Genomic DNA, 26,357 nt, shown 5'->3' on the forward strand with positions numbered 1-26,357 from the left:
GATCTTCTCGGCCTACGCGCCGCCCACTCGCCGTGGCGGAGATCCACGTGACACGCCCCGGTCTAGCCGTGGGTGGACTCGAAGGCCAGCGCGGCGTCCAGGAGGAGGGATCCGGCACCGAGGAGGGCCGCGTCCCGGCCGACGCGGGTGACGGCGATCTCCAAGTCGCGCGTGGCGAGAGGTAGGCAGCGCTCGTAGACGGCGGCTCGGATCGCGGAGATGAGCGGTTCGGCCGCGGAGAGGCTGCCACCGACCACGATGGCGTCAGGGTTGAAGAAGTTCACCAGCACGGTGAGCACCTCGCCGATGAGGCGCCCGGCGTTCCTGACCAGCGCCGTCGCCTCGGGTACGCCGTCGTCGACGGAGGTCACGATGCCCGCGGGCCGTCGTACGGTGATGCCCTGCTCGGCCAGGGCGCTCATCAGCGCGGCTCCGCTGGCGTAGGCCTCCAGGCAGTCGGAGTGCCCGCAGGAGCAGGTGACGGAGGAGTCCGTCCTGACCCGGACGTGGCTGATGTCGCCCGCCGCCCCTCGTCCCCTGTGCAGGCGGCCCTCGACGATGACCCCGCACCCTATGCCGGTGCCCGCTTTCAGGACCATGAGGTTGTCGCAGCCGGGCCAGGCGCGGGCCTCGCCGATGGCCATGAGGTTGGCGTCGTTCTCCACGAGGACCGGCAGGTCGTACCGCCTGCCCAGATGCTCGGCGACGGGGAAGTTGTTCCAGCCGGGCATGCGCGAGGGGGACACCACGCGACCGCTGGCCGGGTCCACGGGACCGGGGATCCCGGTGCCGATCCCGCGCAGCGGGACGACGGAGGAGCCGTCCCTCCCGTGGCGCTCCAGCAGTTCGTCGAACACGTCCGCCATCCAGTCCAGAACCGCCTCGGGGCCCCGGTTGATGTCGCAGGGGTGCTCCTCGATGACCAGCGGGGTGCCGCTGAGGTCGAGCAGGCCGAGGCGGACGTGGTGCGCCCCGAGGTCGGCCACCGCCAGCAGTCCGGCGGTGGGGCTGAGCCGCAGCCGCCGTGGCCGCCGCCCGCCGCGGGAGGCTCCGGATCCCTCCTCGACGAGCAGGCCGGAATCGATCAGTTCCTCGACGCGCAGGGAGACGCTGGAGGCCGCCAGACCGGAGAGGCGGGCGAGCTCCGCCCGGGACTCGGCGTGGCCGCCCGCGACCAGGCGCAGGAGGTCTCCTTGAGCCCCTCGTACGGGCAGTCGCTCTTTGCCTGACATGAACAGAGGAATACCACGGCTGTACTTAGTGCGGCAATGTGTTGACTTGCGTGAGAATCGTCCATTACGGTCCGTTTAATCTTCGATCTCGAAGGAAGATGGCCGATGATCCAGATACAAGCACTGAACAAATGGTTCGGTGATCATCATGTTCTCCACGATGTCGACCTCGAAGTGGCGCAGGGCGAAGTCCTCGTGGTGATCGGCCCCTCGGGATCCGGCAAGTCCACCCTGTGCCGCTGCTTGAACCGGCTGGAGAGCGCGAGTTCCGGCACCATCCGCATCGACGGAGTGCCGGTTCCCGAGGAGGGCCGCGAACTGGCCAGGCTCCGGGCCGACGTCGGGATGGTGTTCCAGTCCTTCAACCTCTTCCAGCACAAGACCGTCCTGGAGAACGTCGTGCTCGCGCCGATGAAGGTGCGCGGCGTCGGCCGCGCCGAGGCGGAGCGGACCGCGCGGGACCTGCTGGAACGCGTCGGCATCGCCGAGCAGGCCGGCAAGCTGCCCGCACGCCTGTCCGGTGGGCAGCAGCAGCGGGCAGCCATCGCCCGGGCGCTCGCCATGCGCCCCAAGGTGATGCTCTTCGACGAGCCCACCTCGGCGCTCGACCCCGAGATGGTCGGCGAGGTCCTCGACGTCATGGCCGGGCTCGCCGCGGACGGCATGACCATGGTCGTCGTCACCCACGAGATGGGGTTCGCCCGCAGGGCCGCCGACCGCGTGGTGTTCATGGACGGCGGCCGGATCGTCGAGACAGGCCGGCCGGACACGTTCTTCGAAGCTCCAAGGACGGACCGGGCCAGGGACTTCCTGGCCAAGGTACTCACTCACTGATCGCAAAGGATGGTGGGCACGATGGTGGTGTCCATGAAGCGGGTGGCCGCTGTCGCCGCCGTGTCGATGATCGGCCTGTCCGCCTGCTCCGGCACGGGCTCGGGTAGTCCGGCGGTGCCGGGCGAGACGGGAGGAGCCGCCGAGGGCGCCGGTGTGCTCGCCAACGCGCCGGTGGCCGCGGCCGCCGACATCCTGCCCGGCTCCACGATGGAGAAGATCAAGCAGCGGGGCGAGCTGATCGTCGGCGGGTCGCTCGACGCACCCCTGTTGTCGCAGCAGAACCCGGTGACCGGCGAGGTCGAGGGATTCGACGCCGACATGGGCAAGGCCCTCGCCACGTACATCATCGGCGAGCCCAAGGTGAAGATCGTCAACTCGGCTTCCGAGACCCGTGAGGCGCTGCTGAGCAACGGCACCGTCGACGTGGTCTTCCAGACCTACACGATCACGCCTGAGCGGGCCGAGCAGGTCGCCTTCGCCGGGCCGTACTACTCGTCCGGCCTGACCATCGCGGTCAAGAAGGGGACGACGGGCATCGCCAAACCGGAGGACCTCAACGGCAAGACCGTCATCGCGGGAGCCAACACCCCGGCCATCCCGGCCATCAAGAAGCTCGCCCCGCAGGCCGAGATCGTGACGTTCGGAAGCGACCCCGAGTGCATCCAGGCGCTCAAGCAGGATCGCGGCGTCGCCTACGTCCAGGACGAGACCCTCCTGATCGCCGACGCGCAGAAGGACCCGGCGGTGGAGGTCGTCGGCAGCCCCTTCACGACCGATCCGTACGGCATCGGCCTCAAGCACGGTGACGACCAGTTCAAGAAGTTCGTCAACGACTGGCTGAAGAAGACCCAGAGCGCCGGTGTCTGGCAGGGGATCTGGAAGAACTCCATCGGCACGGTCGTCCAGGGCGAGGCCCCGGCCCCGCCGCAGATCGGATCGGTTCCGGGTTCCTGATGTCCGTGCTCCTGGATCACCTTCCCGAGTTCTGGGAGGGGCTGGTCGTGACGCTCCAGCTCACCGCGGCCTCGTTCGCCGGCGCCGCGGTGCTCGGGCTCGTCGTCACCTCCATGAGGGTCAGCCCGGTCGCGGTCCTGCGCGGGATCGGCACCGCGTACGTCGAGACCTTCCAGAACCTGCCCCTCCTGGTGCTCCTGGTGCTCGCCGTGTTCGGCCTGCCGGAGATCGGGATCAAGGCGGATCTGCTGGTCACCGCCGTCGTGGTCATCGCGGTCTACGAGGCCGCCTACATCGCCGAGGCGCTGCGCTCCGGCGTCAACGCCGTCTCCGCCGGCCAGGGTGAGGCGGCCCGCGCGCTCGGGCTGACCTTCGGCCAGTCGCTGCGCCACGTGGTCCTGCCGCAGGCGCTGCGCACGGTGATCCAGCCGCTGGGCAACGTCTTCATCGCCCTGACGATGAACACCTCGCTCGCGGCGGCCGTCGGCGTGGTCGACCTGACCGCGGCGGCCAACCGCGTCAACCTCATCGAGGCCCAGCCGATCCCGATCTTCGTCGGGGCGGGCCTGGCCTACGCGCTGATCGCCGCCTGTGTCGGCCTCGTCACCGGCCGGCTCGAACGACGGTTGGTGACGGCCGGATGAGCGATCTCCTCTTCGACGCGCCCGGACCGCGCGCCCGCCGTAGGATCCGGATCGCGACCGTGGTCGGCACGGTCGCGATCCTGGGGCTCCTCGCGCTGGCCGTCCGCCAGTTCGCCGCGGGCGGCCAGCTCGATCCGGAGCGCTGGCAGCCGTACGCGACGTGGCCGATGTGGCGTTACCTGCTCGGAGGCCTGTGGTCCACGGTGCTGGCGGCGGTCGTCGCGGCGGCGCTCGCCATGGCGGCCGGACTGGCACTGGCGCTGGGCAGGTTGTCTCGCCGCCGCTGGGTGCGCCTGCCCGCGGCCGCCTACATCGAGGCCGTACGGACCATCCCGGCGCTGCTCCTCGTCTACGTCGTGTTGTTCGCCCTGCCCCGATACGGGGTGGACCTGCCCCTGTTCTGGAAGCTCGTCGTGCCGCTCGCGGTGTCGAACGCGGCGGCGTTCGCGGGGGTCTTCCGGGCCGGAATCCTGTCCGTCGACAAGGGGCAGGGCGAGGCGGGTCTGGCCGTCGGGCTCACGCACGGCCAGACCATGCGCATGATCGTGCTGCCGCAGGCGGCCCGGCGCGTGCTGCCCTCCATCGTCAGCCAGTCGGTCGGCCTGCTGAAGGACACGTCGCTCGGCTTCGTGGTCAGCTACGCCGAACTGCTCTACAGCGGCAAGGTCCTGGCGGCCTACAACGGCCTGCTCATCCAGACCTACATCGTCGTGGCGCTGGTCTACCTGGCGATCAACGGGTCGTTGTCGAAGCTCGCCCGCGTCCTCGAAGCCCGTACTCAGGAGACCCGCGCAGTCGCGGCCGACCGATCACGAAGGAGCATCGCCCGTGCCTGAACCGTCTGGGCCCGAACCGTCTGGGCCCGAACCGTCTGTGCCCGAACCGTCTGTGCCCGAACCGTCTGTGCCCGGACTCGTCCCGCTCGCCGAGGTGGTGCGTTCCGGATTCACGGAGAGCCTGCACTTCGGCAGCGCCGTGGGCCTCGCGCCTGACGGCACCGCGGCCGTCGCCCTCGGCCTGGCCGGTGCGCCGATACTGCCGCGCTCGTCGGCCAAACCGCTGCAGGCGCTGGCGTGCCTTTCGGCCGGAGCCGATCTGTACGGGCCCCGCCTGGCCATCGCCGCCGGCAGCCACACGGGAGAGGACGTCCACGTACGGCTGGTCGCCGAGATGCTCGACGCGGTGGGGCTCGGGTTCGACGCGCTCCGCTGCCCCGCCGACTGGCCGGAGGACGAGGCCACTCGGCACGGGCTGATCCGCGAGGGCATGAGCGCGTCTGCCGAGCGCATGAACTGCTCGGGCAAGCACGCCGCGATGCTCGCCGCCTGCGCGGCCTCCGGCTGGCCGACCGGCACCTACCTCGACGCGGCGCATCCCCTGCAGCGCAGGGTGCGCGAGGTGGTCGAGGAACTGTCGGGGGAGGAGGTGGCCCACGTCGCGGTGGACGGCTGCGGGGCGCCGCTGTTCGGGATGTCACTGACCGGGCTGGCGCTGGCCGTCCAGCGCATGGTGCTGGCCGAGCCGGGAACCGCGCCGAGGGCGGTCGCCGACGCGATGCGCGAGCATCCCGAGTACGTCGGCGGCACCGGCCACCCCAACACCTCCCTGATGCGGGCGCTGCCGGGAGCGGTGGCGAAGGGCGGGGCCGAGGGGGTGCTCGTCGTCGCTCTGGCCACAGGACACGCGGCAGCGGTCAAGGTCGTCGACGGCAGCCCTCGGGCGACGAACGCCATCGCGTTGGCCGTGCTGAAGGCGGCGGGCGGCGACGTCACGGCGGCGGCGGGCTTCGAGCGCGTCCCGGTGCTGGGCGGGGGCGCCCCCGTCGGTGAAATCCACGCTTTGGAGGGGATATGAGCCTTACCTACGAGGTCTGCATCGACAGCACCGCGGGCGCTCTGGCGGCGGAACGGGCCGGCGCGCATCGGGTGGAGCTGTGCTCGGCGTTGTTCGAGGGCGGTCTCACGCCCACCCTGGGGGTGGTGGAGGCGACCATCGCCGCGGTCTCGGCGATCCGCGTCCATGTGATCGTCCGTCCCAGAGGAGGCGACTTCGTCTACGACGAGTACGAGATCGCGGCCATGGAACGCGACGTGGCGGCCATCGGGAACGCGGGCGCGCACGGCGTGGTGATAGGGGCGCTCACCCTGTCCGGAGAGGTGGACGTCGAGGTCGTCAAGCGGCTCATCGGCGCCGCCGGGGGACTTTCCGTCACCTTCCACCGGGCGTTCGACATGACCGCCGATCCGTTCGCCGCACTCGACACGCTCGCCCCGCTGGGCGTCGACCGGGTGCTCACCTCGGGCCAGGACACCACCGCCCTCGAAGGCGCGCCGCTGATCGCCTCGCTCGTCGAACACGCGGGGGACCGGATGATCATCATGCCCGGCGGCGGCATCACCCCGCGCAACGTGCGCCGTGTGGTCGCGGCCACCGGAGCCAAGGAGATCCACTTCGCCGCGCTGGTGGACGCCCCCAGCCCCGCCGTGTACCGCAACCCCCACCCGTTCATGGGCGGCGAACTGCGCCAGCCCGAGTACGCGCGCCGGGTCACCTCGCCCGGCGTCGTCGGTGACGTGATCGCCGCTTCCGGGACGTGAGGGCGTTCGAGTTCGCCGGGCCGTTCACCGGGACCACCTCGAAGCCAGGGAGGCGAGGCCCTCGCCGAGGCCGCCGAGCCAGCAGGCGGGATCGTGGCCCCCGTTGTACTCGGTGTAGGTCACGTCGTAGCCCTTGTCGAAGAGCGTCCGGGCGAAGCGCCGGTTCTCCTCCAGCAGCAGCCATTCGAGCCTGCCCGCCTCCACGTGGAAGCGGACCGGCAGCCGCGCAGCCCCGGCGTACCGCCGGGTCAGCCACTCCGGATCCTCGTCGCTCCACCAGTACGACCCCGACTGCGAGAGCACGTTGCCGAACCGCTCCGGCGCGATGAGCGCCGCGTACGAGGAGGTGAGCCCGCCGAGGCTCTGGCCCGCGATGACGGTGCGGGCGGGATCGGCCGTCGCCCCCCACTCGCGCCCGGCCCACGGCAGCAGCTCGTCGGCCAGCCAACGGACGAACGGCTCGTGGCACGCCATGTCGCGCAGCCGGGCCGGCCGGTCCACCGCGTCGGGCAGCACGGCGACGGCCGGCGGTATCCGCCCGTCCGCGATCAGGTTGTCCAGCGTCGGCGCGATCCGGCCGGCCCAGGTGTCCCCGTCCAGGAGGACCAGGACGGGGTGGTCGCCCGTGCTCGCGTCGTGCCCGGGCGGGGTGTAGACCCAGACCCGCCGTCCCGCGACCCCGGCCTCGTGGATCCGTCCCTCCGGCGTCCCCGGACGCCGGGCCCGGTACGGCTGGGCGGGCGCGAGCGGCAGTTCCAGCAGGGAGGAGGGGCCGCGGCCGAGCTGCCCGGGGACGGTCTCGGGATTGCCGGGATCGGGCAGCGCGGTCTCCATGACCCGCCGCCAGGAGTTCCGGTCCGTCGCCGGGATCTGAGTGCAGGGCAGGATCTGGTACGAGGCGCGCAGGTCCTCGTCCAGCTCGTAGGTCAGGGTGAGCAGGTCGCCGCCCGCCTCCCCGGTCATCACGTGGCGGCTGATGTCGCCCGCGTGCCGGTCCCTGTCGGTGATCGTGTTGATCAGGACGACCGCCCGTTCTCCGGGGGACCCAGCCTGCCAGAGGAAGGTCACGCGACGCTTCCCCCGGATCGGAGACGGTTCGACGAGCGGCGTCACCCGGTGGTCCGCCGGACTCGTCGTCGTGATCGTCGTCGGGTTCTCTGATGGCATTTCACGACCTCCGGTCGGTGAGCAGGGTCCACAGAAGGAAGGGGCCGCCGAGCACGCTCGTCACGACGCCCACCGGGATCTCGGCGCCGTCGACGGCGATCCGGCCGCGCCGGTCAGCATCGGGACCACCGCGAGGACGGGAATCGCCGCCGCGAGCAGCCCGAAGGTGAGACGGGAACTCCGGGGTGCGCAAACATAAGGTGAGGCTAACCTAAATAAAATAAGGCTTTCCTAATCCCGGACGGGGCGTCCCATGTTCTCGTCGCGGCGCTCGGCGGCTGACCCGCCCGGCGTCCGGCCCTTTCGCGGTCCTTCCGGGCATGCCATGTCAGACCGGGAGCCGGTCGCGATCTCCGGCCAGGAGGGACCGCATGACAGGACGCGGTGCCCTGCCGGCCGGCGGAGGCGATCAGCAGGGGAAAGCCGATTCTCCGCCCGCTGTCACAGCGCCGGAGCGAGGTCGGGGAGTGCGTCGCCGATCTGCCCGCGGCGCAGGCGGGCCTGCTTGGGCATGTTCCAGCCGAGGACGGCGGTGATCGCTTCGTCGCGGTGGTAGACCGCGACGAAGCGGCGACCGGCCAGGTCGCCGTCCACGACGGTCACCTCGGCGTCGGCGGACGGCGTCCCGTGGACGTGGATCCTGGCGTCGAACTGGTCGGTCCAGAAGTAGGGCACGGGCCGGTAGGGCTGGTCGTCGCCGAGGATGTTGGCCGCGACGACGGTGGCCTGTTCGGTGGCGTTGGTCCGGTTCTCCAGCCGGATCAAGGCGTCCAGTGTGACGTGGTGCCAGCGGGCCACGTCACCGGCCGCGTAGATGCCCTCGGCCGCGCGGCAGCGTGAGTCGCACACCAGCCCGTTGTCCACCCGCAGGCCGCTGCCGGTGAGCCAGCCGGTCGCCGGGTCGGCACCGACCGCGACCACGACCACGTCGGCGGGCAGCACCTCGCCGGTGTCCAGGCGCACGCCCGTGACCCGCCCGTGATGCCCGGTGAGCCCGCTGACTCCGGCGCCGAGCCGCAGGCGGACCCCGCGCTCGGTGTGCAGGTCGGCGAGCAGTCCCGCGACCACCGGTCCGAGCTGGCCGGCCAAGGGTGCCGGTTGGGGACCGGCCATGGTGACGGCCAGCCCCATGCCTCGCGCGGTGGCGGCGATCTCGGCGCCGAGCACCCCGTCACCGACGACCACGAGCCGCGAGGAAGCCGGCAGGTCAGCGCGCAGCGCCACGGCGTCGTCCAGCGTGCGCAGCGTGTGGACCCCGGCCAGTCCGGCCTGCCCGGCGAGCGTTCGGGGCCGCAGTCCCGTGGCGACGACGACGGCGTCGGCGCGCAGGGCGCGCCCGGACGCGGTGTGGACGGTACGCGTCTCGGTGTCCAGGCCGACGGCCGGGTCGGCGAGAAGGAACTCGGCCTCCAGCGCCGACAGGGCCGCCTGCGGCCGCAGCCGAGCACGTTCGGGATCCCAGGCGCCGGCCAGGACCTGTTTGGACAGCGGCGGCCGGTCGTACGGCAGGTGCGGCTCGGCGCCCAGGACGGTCAGGCGGCCCTGGTAGCCCTTGCGGCGCAACGCTTCGGCGGTGGACAGCCCGGCGGCGGAGGCGCCGACCACCAGAACGCCGGAGGGAGCGGTCACGCGCTCTCGCTCAGCTCGATGGCGGCCGCGGGGCAGACGGCGGCGGCCTCGCGCACCGCCGCGTGCAGGTGCTCGGACGGCTCCGCCTCCAGCAGGATCACGACACCGTCGTCGTCGCGCTGGTCGAACACCTCCGGCGCGAGCAGCACGCACTGGCCGGCGCCGCAGCACTTGGCCTCGTCCACATTGATCTTCATGGTGGGGTTCCTCTCTGTTTCAGGTCGTCTCCGCGTCCGGTGTGACGGGCGCCGCCCACAGCCCGACGATCGCGTCGACCAGTCCGGTTCCGGCGCTGTGCCAGCTGGAGCGCGGCGTCGGACCGCCGTCGGCCAGAGCGCGTTCGCGGTCGGCGCACACGTGCATCATCAGCTGACGCGTCATGTCCCCGCGTTCGGCGCGCACCTCGACCGGCAGCTCGGGAAGGCATCGGCTCAGCCCGTCGAGGATCTGGAGGAGCGTGGGGGAGGTGAGAGCCTCGTCGATCATGATTGCGCGCAGCGCGGGGTCCGTCATCACCTGGGCGCCGAACCGGGCGAACCAGGTGGGGTTGCCGAGGGCGGCCAGATGCTCGGTGATCGGGTGCACCAGACAGGCCACCCAGTCCCGCAGCTCGGCGGAGTCGCCGACCTCGGCCAGCATCCGCCGGCGTATGCGTTCCATATGCTCGGCGTGCTTGCGCACGATCGCACGCACCAGGTCCGCTTTCGTACCGAAGTGGTAGCCGACCGCGGCGTTGTTGCCCTGTCCGGCGGCCTCGCTGACCTGGCGGTTGGACACGGCGAACACCCCGTGCTCGGCGAACAACCGCTCCGCCGCCGTCAGAATCTGCTCCCGCGTCGCACTGACCCGCTCGGCTCGAACAGTCCTGTCGGTCATGGCTACCAGCGCACGAGTACTTCGCGCAGGCCGCCGACGACCAGCCCGTCCACCCGCTGCAGGTCCTCCGCCGCGACGGCCAGCTCCAGGGAGGGGAGCCTGCGCAGCAGCACCTCGAGCACGACCTGGAGCTCGGTGCGGGCCAGCGCCTGACCCAGGCACGAGTGCGCCCCGGAGCCGAAGGCCAGGTGCGGGTTCGGGCTGCGGCCCAGATCCATCTCGTCGGCGCCGTCGAAGACACTCTCGTCGCGGTTGGCCGCGGCCATGCTGCATATCACCGTCGTGCCGCGCGGTAGCACCGTCCCGCCGACCTCGGCCTCCTCGCCGAGATAGCGCGGCATGCCGAAGCCGGGGTTGGCGTCGAAGCGCAGCGCCTCCTCCACCGCCGAGCGCACCAGCGACCGGTCGGCCAGCAACCGCTCCCATCGGGCGCGGTCGGCCAGCAGCATGCCGACCATCTTGCCGATCATGTTCGCCGTGGTCTCGTGCCCGGCCACCAGCAGCGCCATGCCCGTGGCCAGCAGTTCGACGTCGGACAGCCGGCCGCCGTCGGCGTCCGACTCCTTGATCAGCTCGCTGAGCAGGTCCTCGCTCGGCTGCGCCCGCTTGGCGGCGACGTGGTCGGCCATGTACTGGATGAACTCGGCCTGTGCCGCGTCGATCTCCGTCTGGCCGTAGCGGGTGAGGTTGAGCAGCGTGTCGGACCAGTAGGCGAACCTGTCCCGGTCGGCGGCGGGCACCCCCAGCAGGTCGCAGATCACGTACACCGGCAGCGGGAAGCCCAGGCACGCCTTGAGATCGGCCGGCTGGTCATGCTTGATCATGTCGTCGATGAGCTGCTCGGCCATCTCCGCCATCACGGGCCGCAGCGCGGCCATCCGCTTGGCCGTGAACCACTTGCCGACCAGCCGCCGCCACCGCTGGTGCCCCTCGCCGCTGTCGGGGATCACCTGCGCCATGTCGGTGCTGAACAGCCCGCCCGACTCGTTGTCCGACAGTCGCGCCGCGTCGTCCGCGTTCAGCAACCGGGTGAAGCGCGGGTCGGCCAGCACCTGCTTGACGTCGTCGTAGCGGGTGAGCAGCGTCGCCTCGTCGCCACTGGGCAGCTTCACTCGCGCCACCGGGCACCGCTGCCGCAACGCCGCCCACTCCGCCGGCGGTTCGAGCGCCGCCTCGCTGGGAATCGGGTAGCTCAGTACCTGCTCACCGTCACCTGGACTCACTGCGGCCCCCTCCGGTCTGACTGCCAGTTGGCTGTCAGTCAACTCGGGTGGTTAGCTTAAGTCAAGCAGTTGACTTAAAGCCTGGGCCAAGGTTCGTTCCCGCGACCGCCAAGACGCGTGAGCCGCCGGGACGCAGGCCGCGCGATGCCGGGTCGGATCCGGCAATCGCTCAGTGCTCATGAACAAACTGAGGGCGAATCCACCACACCCTGGCGAGGCACATGCAATCGCACCAGACTGTGATCAAACGCCCTCAAAGAGCCCCGTGCCGGGCATGGGGGTGCCGGAGAGCGCGCGGTCGCCGTTCAGGAGCCAGTCCAGAGTGGCCGGGGTCGCGTCGAAGTGACCCGCGTGGCCCGCGTCGGGCTGGACGATCAACGTCGCGGTCGGGATACGGGCGCCGAGCCAGCGGGCGTGGGCGGCCGGTACGACCTGGTCCAGTTCGCCGTGCCAGAGCCGGACCGGCGCGGTGATGGTCGCGGGGTCGAAACCCCACGGGTTCCCGAACAGGGCCATGACGTCGTCGACCCAGCCGTCGATGCCGGGGCGGACGGCTTCGGCGTACGCGGCGGCGAGCATGGCACTGATCTCGGGACGGGTGAGGACGGCGGCCTCGGTCACGGGCAGCCGCGGCGGGCCGGACGAGTTCGCCCCCAGGTGGGCCGCCATCGCCTCGCGGTCCTGCAGGGCGACGGCGGCGCTGCGGACGTTGCCGTCCATCATCCCGGCGGTCCAGTCGAGCCCGTCGGCGTCGCGCGGTGCCAGAGCGGCGAGCGAGGCCACCCGAGTGACGCGGTCGGGGTGACGAGCCGCGAACGCCAGCGCGTGCGGGCCGCCGCCCGAGACTCCGTAGACGGCGAAGCGGTCGAAACCGAGGGTGTCGGCGACGACGGCGATGTCGTCGGCGCCGTCCGCCACGCGGCGTCCGGGCCGTGGGGTGGAGCCGCCGAACCCCGGCCGGTCAAAGGTGATCAGCCGGATGCCGAGCCCGGTGAACACGGAGTCGTCCGGGTGTCGAGCCAGCCGCCCCATCGGGCTGCCGTGCAGGGAGAAGACCGGGGTGCCGTCCGGGACCCCCCACTCCTCCACAGCGAGGAGACGGCCGTCCGCGGTGCTCACCTCACGCATGCCGGGAAACTACAGCCCAGGCCGGACCGCATGATCGTTGTTTCGTTCTGGGCGGATTCGCGGTGGCGACGAGCGGGCCTCGGGGCGTTGGCAGCGCTGACCGACCGCGTCCGGGCGCGCCTGACTCAAGGAGCCGGACGCGCCACCTCGACCATGCCGCCCGAGCCTGAAGGCGTCAAAGAAGCGTGAGCGCCTTGGCCACGCCCGGGTCGCGCCCGGTGGCCGAATCAAGGGCGGTCATGGGGGCGTAGTGGTCGACCGGTACGCCGATCGTGTCGACGGTCTCGCGGGCGGGCCCGAGGTGCCGGACCTTGGGCAGCAACAGGAGGCTGCCGTCGTTGAGGAGGTAGGCTTCGGCGGGGCCGGAGACGGCTCCCGCGGTGCGGGTTCCGATGAGGGTGCCCAGGTTGTTGTCCTTGACGGCCGCGCTGAAGTCCTCGCAGGCCGAGGCGCATCTCCGGTCGGCGAGGACGACGAGGCGCAGGCCGAGCAGCGCTACGGTGTCGTCGGTCCGGTTGGGCACGCAGTCTCCCTTGAGCGGGCAGAAGTAGCTGGTGACCTTGCCGTGTGCGAACGCGCCGAGCAGTCGCGTCACCTCGCGGGGCGACCCGCCGCCGTTGCCGCGCAGATCGAGGACCACTGCCGTCGGTTTGCCCTTCAGCTTGGCGATGACCTGGTCGGCGGCGCCTTCGAAGAATCCGGGCAGTTGGACGTACACGACGCCGCCGGGAAGCGCCTTCGATGTCACCGTCGTAGCCTGCCTCGTTATGGGCCCCTCCTTGAGGTCGACGGTGCGGGTCCGGCCCGTCGTAGGGCGCTTGAGCGTGAGTTTCACCGGGTTGGTGGCGAAGGCTTCGACGATGCTCTGGTTCACGGTGTTCCCGGTGAACGCCGGCACGCCGTTGGCCTTGACGATGATGTCGCCGGGTCTGATGCCGGCCTTGGCGGCGGGGCTGCCGGGCAGGACGCTGGTGATGAACAACGGGGGCTTGGCCGCCGGGTCGAGTTGCTGGCCCTGTTGGGCCGATATGCCCACGATGCCCGTTCCGGTCGGCCCGCCTTCCGGCGAGGGAGTCGGCCTGACCGCGCGGGCGTGGTTGTCGTGCAGTCCGGCGACCATCGCGGTGATCGCGGCGCGCAGCGCGGACAGGTCACCGGCGCCGAGGACTTTCGCGAAGGCGGCCCAGTCGATGTCGCGGTTCCCGGTCAGCTCGGGCAGCCGGAGGTCGGCCCGATCGGCGTCGCGCCGCATCAGGTCCTGGGTATAGGCGGAGAAGGCGCTCTTCAGCAGCACCTTCGGATCCATGGCCGGACCGCTGTAGTAGTTGTCCAGCACGCAGAAGTACGCCTGCCGGAGCGTGCTCACCGATGTCGGCGGCGCCGACTCCGGAGGTGGCGCGGTGGCGGCGGCGCAGCGCTCGCCTGAGGTGGTGGCCGGGGAGGACGCGGGCGCGGACATAGAGCAGGCCGCCATCAGGACGGCGGCGCAGAGGGTTTTGATCATGGCGCCATGGTGGCCGGAAGCGGGTTACACGGCCGTGAATGGATCCGTAACGCCGCTGTTACCCCGATTCGGGTACGAACGTCGCTCTGCGAGTTCCGGTGGCCGAAGACGAACGAGACCTGGCCGATCTTGTGGCGGTGGGGTCGCGCCGCCACGCCATGGCAGTCGACGTGGTGGACGACGGGGCCGCCGCGCGGATCGACGCTCAGACGGCCGGGCGACCGGCGCCGAATGCGTAACGGTTCCGATCTGCCGATTCAAGGTTGTTCGCAAGGTTTGTCCAGGGTCGGCCGCGCATCGTCGTCTACGAACCGGGATGGGGTCGCCGACGGATCCACTCCCGGACCGAGGTGACCGACTGTTGCCAACGAAGGAGATCCCATGAAGCGCACGTTGCTACGCCTGACGGCCGCCGTGCTGTTCGCCGTGTCCGCCACTGCCGGTGGGGTGGTCGTCGCATCGTCCGCGTCGGCCGATATGGCCCACTGCTGCTGATGAACACGCCGTGAGGAAAAGCGCCTTTGAGCGGGAGGCGCAGCGGGCGCCGAAGGTCCTGTCAGCGCCCCGCCGAAGGCGCTTTTCACGTTCAGGAACGGGGGCCGGCGACCGCGGGACCGTAGCCGTTGGGTTCTCCCCGCTCCTGGCGCGATCACCTCTCAGAGCATGTCACCGACCGCATTGATCAGCAGGCGGTACCGGTGCGGCGGCTACCCGGATTCGCCCGCATTACTCCGGCCTTCAGGCCAGGGGTGAAGCGGACTCTCCCGCGCATAGCGGGGTGTTGTACCGTCCTTGGGGCCGCCCGGCCGATCACCGCCCCGGTCGTCGGCCGCGGCACCGGGCGGCTCCCGACCGAACGCGAGAGGACGGAGCGTCTATGTCGATTCGGCTGATCGGCGCCAACCCCGGCCTGACAGTTTCCGATGGAGGGCGGCGCGTGGCGTTCGCCTCCGTCTGGCGCGCCGACTGGTCGCAGGCCGGGAGCGGCAGGGCGGTCGTGCTGTGGCATGAGGGCCGCACCAGGGCGCTGGGCCCCGACCCGACGCTGGCCCTCTGGCTGGCCGAGGAGTTCACCCGGCACTTCCCCGAGGTGGCGGGCCTGCACTGGCCCGAGCCCGAGGTCACCGTCGCGCCAGTGGACATGGACCTGGACCTCACCGCCGGCCTGCGGGCTTCGGCGGCCGACGTGACCGTGACGATCGACGGGCCCCCGCTGGAGCGGCGCGCCTGCCGGGTCGAGGACTTCGACCTCGGCGGGATCCCGCACCTGCTGACCAACGTCTACATGCCCTGCCCGGCTGGCACGCTGGCTGTCGGCGGCGTCCCGGTGGCGGGGGACGCGACGCACGCGTTCCTCGCCGACGCCGAGGTCTGGAGCGGCCCGGCCTCTGGGTGACCGTCCCGATTCGTCGCCGACGCGCGCTCGGGTGACCGTGGGCCGGTCGGTTTCCTTTATGTGGTGGATGAGACACGGGTGGACGGGTCTTGCCGGCGTTGACTATGGTGTGGCCCATGTCCAGTCCTGAGGCGTCAAGACGCTAGCCACCGGTCCTTCGGTGGCTTCCTGTGATGTCACGCGGCAGCGCCGTCCCTGAGGCCGCGCGCCCTTTCGTCACCCTCGCCGCCGGATCACCGTCGTACGGACTGACTCTTTCCGGGAGTGCCGCCACCTCCGCCACCGTCGTGGTGCCGCGGTGTCGTGCCGAACCCGGCCTCTCCTTTCACGCGGTAGCGCCCGCGCGCCCTGGATGTACGCCCGAAAACGGGCCGGTTCGGGGTTGCGTGGTGGCGCGCCGCGTCCCCTTGTGATGCTTTTCCGACGCGGCCGTGGAGTTTCCGCTCATGCCCTTCGCCATCTACATCCTCGGACTGGCGGTATTCGCCCAGGGAACGTCCGAGTTCATGCTGTCCGGACTGGTTCCGGACATCGCCAGTGAACTGAATGTGTCCATCCCGGCCGTTGGCGCGCTGACGTCCGCCTTCGCCGCAGGAATGATCGTCGGCGCCCCGCTGATGGCGGTCCTCAGCCTGCGCTGGCCACGAAGGCGGGCGCTGCTCGTCTTCCTGGTCGCGTTCATGTTCGTGCATGTCGCCGGCGCGGTCACCACCAGCTTCTCCGTGCTCCTGGTGACCCGGGTCCTCGGAGCGCTGGCCAACGCCGGTTTCCTCGCCGTGGGGCTCGCGACGGCGACCGGCATGGTCCCGCAGAACGCCAAAGGCCGGGCCACCTCCGTCCTGCTCGGCGGTATCACGCTCGCGTGCGTCGCCGGTGTGCCCGCCGGTGCCGCGCTCGGTCAGACGCTCGGCTGGCGGTCGGCGTTCTGGGCCGTAGCCCTGATCTCCCTGCCCGCCGTCGTCGCCGTGATGCGCTCGGTGCCCGACACCGTGCGGGCGACCGGCGACCCGGACGAGGCCCGTCCCCACGCACGGCGCGAACTACGGGCACTGCGCGAGCCGCGCCTGCTGGTCGTTCTTGTGTTGGCCGCGCTGGTGAACGCCGCCACCTTCTGCACCTTCACGTACCTGACGCCGCTGGTCACCGACGTGAGTGGCTTCTCGGAGGGCTGGGTGCCGGTGACGCTGGCGCTGTTCGGTCTCGGGTCGTTCGCCGGAGTGACCATCGGCGGCCGCCTGTCCGACACGCGGCCGATGCTGGTCCTGATCCCGGGTGGGATCGCCCTGCTCGCCGGATGGGCGCTCTTCGCGCTCACAGCCGGCAGCCCGATCGTCACGTTCCCGCTCACCGTTGTCCAGGGGACCCTGTCGTTCGCCGTCGGCTCGACCCTGATCGCCCAGGTTCTGTACGCGGCGCCCCGGGCGCCCTCGCTCGGCGGCTCCTTCGCGACCGCGGCTCTCAACGTAGGGGCGGCCGTCGGCCCCGCCGTCGGCGGCGCCACCATCGCCGCCGGGCTCGGCTACCGCTCGCCGCTGTGGGTCAGCGCCCTGCTGGTGGCGGCGGCGTTCGTCACGGCGGGCCTCGCCCAGGCCGTACGGCGGGCACCGTCGCCGCGCGGCCGGCGTGGAGCGGCCCGGCCGGAAGACGGCCGGGCCGCGCTACGCACTCGCCCGGGTGGCCGCTGACTCCGGCGAGGAGATCGCCGTCTGGGTGGCGTTCCAGGCCACCCGCGCCCACTCCCGGCTCAGGAGGCCGGGCGGTGGCCGCCCTTGGCCTGCTGGATGAGCTCGTAGACGTGGGCCCGGAGCTCGGCAAAGCGGGGCAGGGAGCGGGTGACGAGCTGGTCGCGCTCATCCGGCAGCTCGATGGTGACCTCTTCGAGCACGACCGTCGGCGAGTCGGACAGGACGATGACGCGCTGGCCGAGGTAGACGGACTCGTCGATGTCATGGGTGACGAACAGCACGGTGACCCCGAGGCGCTTCCACAGGGAGCGGACGAGGTCTTCGAGGTCGGCGCGGGTCTGGGCGTCGACGGCGGCGAACGGTTCGTCCATCAGCAGGAGATGCGGTTCGTAGGCGACCGCGCGGGCGATGGCCACGCGCTGCTGCATGCCTCCCGACAGCTGCCAGGGATGGGCGCCCTGGGCGTCGGCCAGGCCGACGGCCTCCAGCGCCTCCCGGACGAGCCGCTGCCGCTCGGCCTTGGGGACCTTCTTCTCCTTCAGCGGGAGCTCGACGTTCTGCCGTACGGTCATCCAGGGGAACAGGCTGCGGCCGTACTCCTGGAAGACCACGGCCATGCCGGGGGGCGGGTCGGTCACCCTCTCACCTTCGAGCACCACCTCACCGGCGGTGCTGTCCAGCAGCCCCGCGATGCATCTCAGCAGGGTGGTCTTGCCGGCGCCGGAGGGCCCGACGATGCAGACGAGTTCGCCGGACGCGATGGTGAAGGTCAGGTCGCGGACCGCCTCCACGCTGCGGCCCCTGCCCTCGTAGACCTTCTTCAGGTTGCGGACGTCCAGCATCGTGGTGGAGCTCTCCGGGCGCGCGGCGGCGCCGATGGGTGCGGTGGTCATCTCAGCCCTCTCGCTGTGACATGCGCAGACCGGTGTACCAGCTCAGCACCCGGGCCTCCGCCGCCCGGAAGATCACCGACAGGGCGATGCCGATCAGCCCGAGCATGATGATCCCGGTCCACATCTGCGGGATCGCGAAGCTGCGCTGGAACTGGATGATGGTGAAGCCCACGCCGTTGCTCGCGGCGAACATCTCGCTGATCACCATCAGGATGATCCCGATGGACAGCGCCTGCCGCGCGCCGGCGGCGATCTGCGGGCTGGCTCCCCGCAGCACCAGATGGACGAGCCGCGAGTGGGGGCGCAGCCGGTAGCAGCGGGCGGTGTCGCGCAGTACCTCGTCCAGCGCGCGCACACCCTCCACCGCGTTCAGCAGCACCGGCCAGACGCACCCGGAGACGATCACCAGCACCTTCATCTCGTTCCCGATGCCGGCGAACAGCATCAGGATCGGCACCAGCACCGGCGACGGGATCGCCCGGAAGAACTCCAGGACCGGCTCCAGCAGGCCGCGGAGCGTACGCGAGGAACCGATCGCGGTGCCCAGGCCCACCCCCAGCGCCACGGCCACCAGGTAGCCCACGAGCAGCCGGGCCAGACTGGGCAGCACATCGGCGGTGAACCGGCCGGTGAACCAGGTCTCGCCGAACGTGCCCACGATCTGGCTCAGCGGCGGCCAGAAGAAGTCGGTGCTGTCCGCCGTCGCCACCCACCATGCCGCGACCAGCAGTACCGGCACGGCCAGCAGCAGCAGGATCTTCCGGCCCGCGCTCAGCGTGTTCACCGGGGAACCTCCCCACGGATCGAGGGGTGCCAACGCAGCGCCCGGCGCTCGGCGGCGCGCGCGATCACGTTGACGACCACACCTATCAGACCGACCACGATGACCAGGGCGTACATCGCCGCCACCGCGCCGGAGGTCTGTGCCACCGCGATCTGCCTGCCGAGCCCGGGCGACCCGATGATCAGCTCACCGGTGATCTCCAGGATCAACGCCACCGCCGCGCCCAGCCGGAACCCGGTCATCATGTACGGCAGCGCGGTCGGCCAGATCACCGTGCGCACCTGGGTCAGCGGACGGAACCGGTACGAGCGCGCGGTCTCCCGGGCGACCGGGTCCACGTCCTGCACGCCGTACAGAACCTGCACCAGCACCTGCCAGAAGGCGGCGTACACCACCAGCAGAAGTGTCGACCGCATGTCCGTGCCGAACAGCAGCACGGCCAGCGGGATCAGCGCCACCGACGGGATCGGGCGCAGGAACTCGATCGTCGAGTTCATCGCCGCCCGCAGCAGCGGGATGCCGCCGATCAGGATTCCCAGCACCACGCCCGCGACCATCGCGATCGACAGACCGATCGCCCAACCGCGCAACGTCTCCAGCAGCGACTGCCAGAACTCCGCCGTCGCGGCCTGCTCCGCCAGCGCCGAGACCATGTCGCTGAACGGCGGCAGGAACCGCTCGTCCACCAGCCCGGCCCGGGGCGCCAGCTCCACCACCGTCACCAGCCCGGCCAGGCCGATCAGGCCCAGGATCCAGGCGGGGAGAGGGCGGTGACGGCGTCCGCCCCGGCCCCGTCCCGGCGTGCCCGCCGTCACCGCCACCGTCACGGAAGGAGCTCGCCGAGATCGGGAGCGGTCTGGATCAGGCCGTCCTGCAGGGCGAGCTTCGACAGGGTCTCGAGCGACCCGCGGTTGATCTCCGAGGGATACGTGGGGAGTGTGAGCGAGCCGGCCATAGCCGAATCGATCTTCGTGTAGGTGAGCAGGACCTTGCGCACCGCGTCCGGGTTGTCGGAGGCGTACTTCAGGGACTTCAGCATCGCGGAGGTGAAGCGCTTCACCAGGTCGGGCTTGGAGGCGATGGTCTGCTCGGAGGTGAAGTAGCCGGCGATGGCCAGCCCAGGAGCGGTGTCCACATAGTTCGACGCGATCACGCGGTCACCGTTCTTCTGGGCGGTCGCCAGGAACGGCTCGACGACCTGGACGGCGTCGACGCTTCCCTTGTCCAGCGCGGCGAGCATGTCCGGGAAGGGCAGCTCGACGAATTCGACGTTCTTCGGGTCACCGCCGGCGGCCCGGATCGAGGCCCGGACCGTGGTGTCGTTGATGTTGTTGAGGGTGTTGACCGCGACGCGCTTCCCGGCGAGGTCCGCGGCGGACTTCAGCGGGCTGTCGGCCTTGACGACCACCCCTCCGAAGTCCTTGCCCTGGGCACCCGTCGAGCCGGCGCCGGGCGTGACGACCTTGAGGGGGAGGCCCTTGGACCGGGCGATGATCAGCGACGTGAAGTTGCTGAACCCGAACTCCACCTGACCGCTGACGACGGCGGGGACGATGGCGGCACCGCCCTGCGCGGACACGAGCTCCAGCTTCAGCCCTTCCTCGGCGAAGAATCCCTCCTGAGCGCCGAGGTAGACCGGCGCCACGTCGACGATGGGGATCACGCTGACCTTCACCGAGGTGAGGCCGGCCGAGGCCGGCTTACCGGCGTCGGACGCATCCGGGGAAGGGGTCTGCCCGCCCCCGCACGCGGTGAGGAAGAGAACGGAGGCGGCGGCCAGAACCGCGCGAATTTTGGTCACGGTGCTTCTCCAGGACGTCGGTCGGGGGTGAGGAGTTGACGTCGGCGCTCGTCACGGCCGGACGAGGCCTTCGGATCGGCGCGTTCCCCTCCACCGTTCCACCGCGCAGGACGACGCTGGTCGCACTGCCGGTCCCCAGAGGAGAGCGGGCCGAACGTTCGGGCGCGTAGCGCGGTGCCCGCCCGGCGACCGCGGAGGGCGGTCGCGAGACGGCAGCCGACCGATGGCTGCCTTCCCCGATGGCACCGCTCGTTTGTGAGGCCGATGCTATGAATTATGTACGCGATTGTCAACGATTTGTTTACCAAGAGCTGCGCCAAATTTGTCGGCACTCTATGGACGTATTGGGGCATGCCGAAAGAGACCTCCGGCGCGGACGGCCGTGGCCTTCAGATGAGGGGTTCACTCACGAGTAGGAGGGTCGCGAGTGGGGGTTCGCGAGTGGAGGGGATACGAGTGGAGGGGATACGAGTGGAGGGGATACGAGTGGAGGGGATACGAGGACGAGGGCGCGCGAGTCCCGGGATCTCAGGACTTGGCCAGCACCGCCGCCTCGACATGGGGCGTCGTGGACTTCGAGATCTGGGTGATCACATCGCGCAGGTGCTCGCGCATGGCTGCCTCGGCGGCCGCGGGGTCCCGCGCCACGATGGCGTCGACGATCTTCTCGTGCTGCCCGAGGGAGACGGTGGACCGGCCCGGCTGAAGGGCCAGGCGGAACTGGTGGCGGACGAGCTGGCCCTGCAGCCGGAGGAGGATGGTGCGGGCGGTCTCCTGGCCCGCGATCTCCTGGATGAGGGCGTGCAGGGACGCGTTGAGCTCGGAGTAGGCCAGCGGATCGTGCCCTTCGACCCTCTCGCGCATCGCATGCCTGATCTGGAGCAGCCTGTCGGCCTGCCCGGGCGTCACCCGCTCGGCCGCCTTCGCCGCCAGCAGGCCCTCGAGCACCATCCGCACTTCCGTGATCTCCACCGCCTCGGCCGTGGAGATCACGCGGACCCGCGCGCCCTTGTTGCGCTGCACCTCGACGAGGCCGTCGGCGACGAGCTCTCGCAGTGCTTGTCGCACGGTGGACCGGCTGACCTGGTAAAGGTCGCACAGCTCGGCTTCGACGAGGCGCTGCCCGGCGGCGAAGTGCCCGTCCAGCACCGATCGGCGGATCTTCACGACCAGCTCTTGGGGGTCGACCGCCTTCATGATCTTCCTCCCGTGTCGGTGCCGCGGAACGGCGCTGTTGTGGTTGGCGACATTCTAGGTGACCAAATCGTGACCGGATGTCGTACGGGCGGCGGCGGGCATCACTCGATCACGGGCGTGCCGTGGGTGTGGAACGAATCGATGGTCTTCAGCCCCCACGCCTGCCCCTTGGCGCGCTCCGCCTGCGTCCACGTGATGACCTCCCAGTCGGGGGCCAGGATCAGCCGGGCGCCGGCGTTGCACAGCTCGACGCGGTTGCCGCCGGGCTCCCAGACGTAGAGGAAGAACGTCTGCTGGATGGCGTGCTTGTGCGGGCCGGTCTCGATGTGGATGCCCGCCTCGAGGAAGACGTCGGCCGCCCGCAGAATGTCCTCCCTGGTGTCGGTCGCGAACGCCACGTGGTGCAGGCGTCCCCGCGCGCCGCTCCAGTCGGAGGTGTACACGAGGTCGTAGGACTTGTTGCAGACCGAGAACCACACGGCGGCGGGGGAGCCGTCGTCGTTCACGATCTGCTCCGTGGGCCGCGCTCCCAGCGCGCCGGTCACGAAGTCGCCGGCCGCCGCCACGTCCGAGGCGAGGAAGTTCACGTGGTCCAGACGCCGGACGTTCGCGCCTCTCCCGGGGAAGGCCGAGGCCTGGTTCTTCAACGACGGCCGGTGCTCCTCGGTCGCGACGTACCGCTCCGTCTCGTAATACAGACCCATGTCGTGGCCGTCCGGGTCGGTGAAGAGGTAGACGGGCCCGAGCCCGAACTCCGACTCGCTCCACCCGGAGCCGAGTCCGGCCGCCTCGACGGCCTCGACCCGGCGGCTCAGCGCCTGCGGGCCGGCCGCCCGCAGGAACGTACGGCCGACGCCGGCCCGGTCCCTGCCGGTGATCTTCACGGTGTAGCGCTCGTAGTCGTCCCACGAGTGCACGTAGATCGAGTCGCCCTCCCGGTGGATCTCCTTCATCGCCATCAGGTTCACGAAGAAGTCGCGGGTCTCCTCCGGCACGGGGCTGAAAATCTCGACGGATCCCAGGTGGGCGATGTCGCCGAATGCCGCTGACTGCATCGGATCTCCTCTCGGTCGGTGCCATGGTTCAGGCGGCTCGCGGCGCCTGCGTTCTCAGAACTGCGGATTCACCGCCGGGGGTCGGCCCGGCGCGGCCAGACCCGGCCGTCGAAGAGCTTGCGCGCGGTGCTCACCACTCCGGAGCGGCGGACGCGCAGGGCCGTCCCGCTCCCGGACACCTCGACGGAGGCGTCGAAGAAGCCGGTCGGGTGCTCGATCCGCAGGGTGGCTCCCGATGCCGTGCGTGCGGCGACCCCGGCGCCGACATGGGCGCCGACATGGGCGCCGGCCTCGGCGGCCACCTCGGCGGCCACCTCGGCGGCCACCTCGGCGGCGACCGAGCCCTCGACGAGTACGGCGGTGGCGACCGAGACCGCACCCAGGACACCGATGGAGGTGTGGACCCGGTGCGGGATGAAGGTCCGGGTCGAGATGGTGCCCCCGTCACGGGGTGCGGCCACCAGGGTCATCTTGGGCACCGTGGTCTCCCGCACGTCGCCCAGCCCCATCAGCTCGCCCGCCCGCAGCCGGATCTCCTCGACCTTCGCCTTCAGCGTCGCGTCGCCCTCCAGTTCGGAGGGGGACTCGTACCCCGTCACCCCGAGTGACCTGGCGGCCATCACCACCACGGGCATGCCGTTGTCGACGCAGGTCGTCTCCACGCCGGCGATCTCGTTCCGTACGGAACCGGTGGGCAGGAGACCGCCGCACGTCGCGCCCTCCGTTCCCTCGAAGTAGAGGGTCACCGGCGCGGACGGGAACGGCGCGCCCGAGATGAGCGTGCCGCCCGCGTACCTCACCCGGCCGTCACGGGTGTCCACGGTGGCGGTCGCCGCGCCACCCCCGTTGAGGATGCGGATGCGGACCCGGGTCGTGTCGCCGTCCACCGGGACCAGCCCGCGCTCGATGGCGAACGGCGCGACGCCGGCCAGGAGGTTGCCGCAGGTCTGCCGCGCCGAGACGCCGGCCTCGGTGACCTGTACCTGCAGGAACAGGTAGTCGACGTCCGCGCGGGGGTCCGAGGAGCGGGAGATGACGGCCACCTTGCTCGTCAGCGGATGGCCGCCGCCGATCCCGTCGATCTGCCGGGCGTCGGGCGAGCCCATCAACCGCAGCAGTAGGTCATCGCGCCGGTCCTCATCGGCGGGCAGGTCCTCCGCGAGGAAGTAGGCGCCCTTCGAGGTTCCGCCGCGCATCAGCATGCACCGGATCCCCGCGTCGTCGATCTCTTCCACGGTGTTCACGGCGCCGTCCCCAACCGCGGAACGCCCCGGCCGGACACCGACTTCAGGACCTCGACGGTGGCCAGGGTCATCGCCGCGGACTCCCCGGCCGACCTGGCCATCCGGACGGCCGCCTCCATCTCGGCCACGCGGCGTTCACTGTGCAGCACGGTGCCGTCGAGGAGCCTGCGGATCACGTCGCCGTCGAGCTCGGTCAAGGTGTCGACCAGATGGTCGTGACACCATTCCCCGAGCCCCTGCGCCTCCGCCACCCGCAACGACTCGACCATCAGGGCGGTCAGGCCCTTCACCACGATGCTGCGCAGCAGTTTGCGCGCCGCCGCCTGGCCGACCTCCGCACCGAGCGAGGTGATGTCCATCCCGCAGGCGGACAGCAGCTCGGTGGCCCGTCCGGCGCCTGGACCGGCGGCCAGGACGGGGGTCCTCACCAGCAGCCGGAGCACGGGTGCCATCAGGACGCCCTCGGCGAAGGTCAGCCCGTGCGCGGTCGCGGTGGCCGCCAGCTCGCGCTTGAGATCCGGGCTGGCGGTGGCCAGATCGAGGTAGACGGCGTCGGACGCGGTGTGCCCGAGTGCGGACTCCAGCGCGCCGGGCGCGTCGGCGGCCGCCGTCAGCGCGATGATCACCTGTGCCCCGGCCACGGCCTCGGCGGGGGTCTCCGTGACGGTGAAGTCGACCGGGCGTCCCGTCCACGCGGGATCGAAGCCGGTGACGTGCGCGTGGGCGCAGAGCCCCGAGGCGATCGCGTAACCGGCCTCACCGAGTCCGAGCAGGGCGACGCGCGGCTTCACGCGTCCTCCTCGGGGAGGTCGTCGACATAGCTGACGCCCAGCCGGGACAGCAGCTCGCGCAGGCCGTACATGTCGACGCCGAGCACCCCGGAACGCAGGGCCGCCCGTTTGTCCTCCTCGGCCGCGATCCGGGTCCGGGCCCGGGCCAGCACGTCCGCGGCCGACGCGGCCGGCACGCACATGACCCCGTCGTCGTCGGCCACCACGACGTCGCCGGGCCGTACCACCTGGCCACCGCAGACGACCGGCACGTTGACGGAGCCGGGGCTCGCCTTGACGGTGCCCTGCGCCGAGACGGCGCGCGCCCAGACGGGGAACCCCATCGCGCGCAGGGTGGCGATGTCACGCACCCCGGCGTCCGTCACGATGCCCGCCACTCCCCGCGAGAGCAGCGACGCCGCGAGCAGGTCGCCGAACATGCCGTCGGTCGAGGGGGAGGTCGTCGTCACCACGAGGACGTCCCCCTCCCGGCACATCTCCACCGCCGCGTGGATCATCAGGTTGTCGCCGGGGTGGCTCGACACCGTGACCGCGGAACCCGCGATCACCGCGCCGTCCTGCCGGGGGCGGACGGCCGGGGCCACGAGGCCCGTACGGCCCGCCGCCTCGTGCACCGTGGCCACCCCGGCGTCGCGCAGTCCTCTGACCACCTCCGGGTCGGGCCGTGGCACGTTTCGTACGACATAGTGCCCTGCCATGGGAGCCCTCCTAGTCCAGCTCGGAGGTGACCTGCGGGTAGACCCGCTGGTAGGCCTCGGCGTACGTATCCACGGGCAGCCCCAGGTTCGGCCCGCTGTTGCGCTTGGCCTGCACCCCGCGACGGCGGCCCAGATCGCTGTAGTACTCCACCAGGTGGCCCTGCGCGCCGAGACTCCGCATCGCCGAGAGCTTCAGCTCCCACACCGGCGTGATGTCCAGCAGGACGTCGGGCCGGAAGTCGCACACCTCCGGCTGGTGCGGCTCGAAGCAGAACACCGGGGGAGCGCCGATCACCTCGCCGTCACCCGGCACCCCGGCGGCCTGCGCGAGGATCCGCGTCCGGAGTGCGATCTGTCCGGCGACGGGGTGATCGATGTTGTACGGGTCGTTCGGCGCGTGCGTCAGCACGACGGACGGGTGCAGGCTCCGGTACAGGTCGACCAGTGACCGGGTCAGCTCCGGCGTCTCGACCAACGGGTAGTCACCCGCGTCGAAGAAGACCACCTCGGCGCCCAACGCGCCGGCCGCCTTCTCACCCTCCTCACGCCGGACCGCCTTGACCTCGTCCAAGCTGTGTCCCTCGCGCCACAGGCTCGCGGACTCGCCACGCTCGCCGAAGCTGAGACAGGCGATCACGGCGCGCTGCCCGCTCTGGGTGGCCAGCGCGATGGCCCCACCGGCGCGCCAGACGAAGTCTCCTGGATGAGCGGTGATGACCAGCAGGGGTCCCTTGGTCGGCATACCCGTCCTTCTCCTGTCCGGGCGGCGACACCGCCAGATCGTCCACATGATCGAGACAACGTGGCCCGAACAGGTCCCGGGGGTCGCCAACGCGATTAGCTACGAGATTGTCAACAATATGCCCAACTATCTGTTCGTCACAACCCGTGCCGGAAATTGCATCGACACGGGAGAAACCGGTCGCAGTCGATGGGGCGTCCTGATCGGGGACGGACGGGGACGGGTATGCCGACCAAGGGACCCCTGCTGGTCATCACCGCTCATCCAGGAGACTTCGTCTGGC

General features: G+C 70.9%; 26 protein-coding genes and 1 pseudogene. 9 read left to right on the forward strand and 18 right to left on the reverse strand.

Annotated elements, in window-relative coordinates:
- Nucleotides 1-62: 62 nt before the first annotated feature.
- Nucleotides 63-1,232, reverse strand: a complete 1,170-nt coding sequence (locus tag IMZ11_RS28220; RefSeq protein ID WP_228645453.1) for an ROK family transcriptional regulator — start codon at nt 1,230-1,232, stop codon at nt 63-65.
- A 105-nt stretch (nt 1,233-1,337) separates the two neighbouring features.
- Between IMZ11_RS28220 and IMZ11_RS28225 the strand changes: the two genes are divergently transcribed.
- Genes IMZ11_RS28225 through IMZ11_RS28250 form a run of 6 tightly spaced genes read left to right on the forward strand, consistent with a single transcriptional unit; the run spans nt 1,338 to nt 6,261 of the window.
- Nucleotides 1,338-2,066: an amino acid ABC transporter ATP-binding protein gene (locus IMZ11_RS28225; RefSeq protein WP_228645455.1), complete on the forward strand. Its 729-nt coding sequence runs from the start codon at nt 1,338-1,340 to the stop codon at nt 2,064-2,066.
- 21 nt (nt 2,067-2,087) lie between these two features.
- Nucleotides 2,088-3,020: a glutamate ABC transporter substrate-binding protein gene (locus IMZ11_RS28230; protein WP_228645457.1), complete on the forward strand. Its 933-nt coding sequence runs from the start codon at nt 2,088-2,090 to the stop codon at nt 3,018-3,020.
- Nucleotides 3,020-3,664 carry an amino acid ABC transporter permease gene (locus IMZ11_RS28235; RefSeq protein WP_228645459.1) on the forward strand — a complete coding sequence of 215 codons (645 nt, stop codon included), beginning with the start codon at nt 3,020-3,022 and terminating at the stop codon, nt 3,662-3,664. The genes IMZ11_RS28230 and IMZ11_RS28235 overlap by 1 nt, the downstream gene beginning before the upstream one ends.
- Nucleotides 3,661-4,500: an amino acid ABC transporter permease gene (locus tag IMZ11_RS28240; RefSeq protein ID WP_228645460.1), complete on the forward strand. Its 840-nt coding sequence runs from the start codon at nt 3,661-3,663 to the stop codon at nt 4,498-4,500. The genes IMZ11_RS28235 and IMZ11_RS28240 overlap by 4 nt, the downstream gene beginning before the upstream one ends.
- 52 nt (nt 4,501-4,552) lie before the next feature.
- On the forward strand, nt 4,553-5,518 hold the full coding sequence (locus IMZ11_RS28245; RefSeq protein WP_228645462.1) for an asparaginase: 966 nt from the start codon (nt 4,553-4,555) through the stop codon (nt 5,516-5,518).
- Entirely contained in the window at nt 5,515-6,261 is a 747-nt protein-coding gene (locus tag IMZ11_RS28250; protein WP_228645464.1) for a copper homeostasis protein CutC, read from the forward strand. The genes IMZ11_RS28245 and IMZ11_RS28250 overlap by 4 nt, the downstream gene beginning before the upstream one ends.
- 24 nt (nt 6,262-6,285) lie before the next feature.
- Here IMZ11_RS28250 and fes read toward each other — a convergent pair whose 3' ends face one another.
- From fes to IMZ11_RS28285, 7 genes are all read right to left on the reverse strand, one after another.
- Nucleotides 6,286-7,428: an enterochelin esterase gene (gene fes / locus IMZ11_RS28255; protein WP_228645466.1), complete on the reverse strand. Its 1,143-nt coding sequence runs from the start codon at nt 7,426-7,428 to the stop codon at nt 6,286-6,288.
- Nucleotides 7,429-7,869: 441 nt separating this feature from the next.
- Entirely contained in the window at nt 7,870-9,057 is a 1,188-nt protein-coding gene (locus tag IMZ11_RS28260) for an FAD-dependent oxidoreductase (protein WP_228645468.1), read from the reverse strand.
- A complete protein-coding gene (locus IMZ11_RS28265; RefSeq protein ID WP_228645469.1) occupies nt 9,054-9,254 on the reverse strand; it encodes a ferredoxin in 201 nt (66 codons plus the stop codon). The genes IMZ11_RS28260 and IMZ11_RS28265 overlap by 4 nt, the downstream gene beginning before the upstream one ends.
- Before the next feature lie 19 nt (nt 9,255-9,273).
- Nucleotides 9,274-9,933 carry a TetR/AcrR family transcriptional regulator gene (locus IMZ11_RS28270; protein WP_228645471.1) on the reverse strand — a complete coding sequence of 220 codons (660 nt, stop codon included), beginning with the start codon at nt 9,931-9,933 and terminating at the stop codon, nt 9,274-9,276.
- 2 nt (nt 9,934-9,935) lie between these two features.
- Nucleotides 9,936-11,156, reverse strand: coding sequence for a cytochrome P450 (locus IMZ11_RS28275; RefSeq protein ID WP_228645473.1), 1,221 nt, complete (start codon nt 11,154-11,156; stop codon nt 9,936-9,938).
- 243 nt (nt 11,157-11,399) lie between these two features.
- On the reverse strand, nt 11,400-12,284 hold the full coding sequence (locus tag IMZ11_RS28280; RefSeq protein ID WP_228645475.1) for an alpha/beta fold hydrolase: 885 nt from the start codon (nt 12,282-12,284) through the stop codon (nt 11,400-11,402).
- A gap of 175 nt (nt 12,285-12,459) precedes the next feature.
- Nucleotides 12,460-13,788 (reverse strand): S41 family peptidase, encoded by a 1,329-nt coding sequence (locus tag IMZ11_RS28285; RefSeq protein ID WP_228645477.1) that lies wholly within the window; start codon nt 13,786-13,788, stop codon nt 12,460-12,462.
- 86 nt (nt 13,789-13,874) lie between these two features.
- On the opposite strand from IMZ11_RS28285, the pseudogene IMZ11_RS28290 reads away from it, so the two are divergent.
- The 3 genes and pseudogenes from IMZ11_RS28290 to IMZ11_RS28300 form a co-directional block, all read left to right on the forward strand.
- Nucleotides 13,875-13,982: pseudogene (locus IMZ11_RS28290) on the forward strand (response regulator transcription factor); the annotation flags it as partial.
- 683 nt (nt 13,983-14,665) lie between these two features.
- Entirely contained in the window at nt 14,666-15,184 is a 519-nt protein-coding gene (locus IMZ11_RS28295) for a hypothetical protein (protein WP_228645479.1), read from the forward strand.
- Between the two features lie 446 nt (nt 15,185-15,630).
- On the forward strand, nt 15,631-16,869 hold the full coding sequence (locus IMZ11_RS28300) for a Cmx/CmrA family chloramphenicol efflux MFS transporter (RefSeq protein ID WP_228645481.1): 1,239 nt from the start codon (nt 15,631-15,633) through the stop codon (nt 16,867-16,869).
- Nucleotides 16,870-16,928: 59 nt separating this feature from the next.
- Here IMZ11_RS28300 and IMZ11_RS28305 read toward each other — a convergent pair whose 3' ends face one another.
- From IMZ11_RS28305 to IMZ11_RS28350, 10 genes are all read right to left on the reverse strand, one after another.
- Nucleotides 16,929-17,711, reverse strand: coding sequence for an ABC transporter ATP-binding protein (locus IMZ11_RS28305; protein ID WP_228645500.1), 783 nt, complete (start codon nt 17,709-17,711; stop codon nt 16,929-16,931).
- A 52-nt stretch (nt 17,712-17,763) separates the two neighbouring features.
- A complete protein-coding gene (locus IMZ11_RS28310) occupies nt 17,764-18,537 on the reverse strand; it encodes an ABC transporter permease (RefSeq protein WP_228645502.1) in 774 nt (257 codons plus the stop codon).
- A gap of 5 nt (nt 18,538-18,542) precedes the next feature.
- Nucleotides 18,543-19,373, reverse strand: coding sequence for an ABC transporter permease (locus IMZ11_RS28315; protein WP_308066855.1), 831 nt, complete (start codon nt 19,371-19,373; stop codon nt 18,543-18,545).
- Entirely contained in the window at nt 19,370-20,347 is a 978-nt protein-coding gene (locus IMZ11_RS28320) for an ABC transporter substrate-binding protein (protein ID WP_228645482.1), read from the reverse strand. Before IMZ11_RS28320 ends, IMZ11_RS28315 begins: the two co-directional genes overlap by 4 nt.
- A gap of 528 nt (nt 20,348-20,875) precedes the next feature.
- Nucleotides 20,876-21,544, reverse strand: coding sequence for a GntR family transcriptional regulator (locus IMZ11_RS28325; protein ID WP_228645484.1), 669 nt, complete (start codon nt 21,542-21,544; stop codon nt 20,876-20,878).
- A 101-nt stretch (nt 21,545-21,645) separates the two neighbouring features.
- A complete protein-coding gene (locus IMZ11_RS28330) occupies nt 21,646-22,599 on the reverse strand; it encodes a VOC family protein (RefSeq protein WP_228645486.1) in 954 nt (317 codons plus the stop codon).
- 68 nt (nt 22,600-22,667) lie between these two features.
- Nucleotides 22,668-23,843: a 4-oxalomesaconate tautomerase gene (locus tag IMZ11_RS28335; RefSeq protein ID WP_228645488.1), complete on the reverse strand. Its 1,176-nt coding sequence runs from the start codon at nt 23,841-23,843 to the stop codon at nt 22,668-22,670.
- On the reverse strand, nt 23,840-24,634 hold the full coding sequence (locus IMZ11_RS28340; protein WP_228645490.1) for an NAD(P)-dependent oxidoreductase: 795 nt from the start codon (nt 24,632-24,634) through the stop codon (nt 23,840-23,842). Before IMZ11_RS28340 ends, IMZ11_RS28335 begins: the two co-directional genes overlap by 4 nt.
- Entirely contained in the window at nt 24,631-25,332 is a 702-nt protein-coding gene (locus IMZ11_RS28345) for a 4-carboxy-4-hydroxy-2-oxoadipate aldolase/oxaloacetate decarboxylase (RefSeq protein ID WP_228645492.1), read from the reverse strand. The genes IMZ11_RS28340 and IMZ11_RS28345 overlap by 4 nt, the downstream gene beginning before the upstream one ends.
- A gap of 10 nt (nt 25,333-25,342) precedes the next feature.
- Nucleotides 25,343-26,074, reverse strand: coding sequence for a PIG-L deacetylase family protein (locus tag IMZ11_RS28350; RefSeq protein ID WP_228645494.1), 732 nt, complete (start codon nt 26,072-26,074; stop codon nt 25,343-25,345).
- Nucleotides 26,075-26,357 lie beyond the last annotated feature (283 nt).

Source organism: Microtetraspora sp. AC03309 (genome assembly GCF_020826795.1).
Lineage (GTDB): Bacteria > Actinomycetota > Actinomycetes > Streptosporangiales > Streptosporangiaceae > Microtetraspora > Microtetraspora glauca.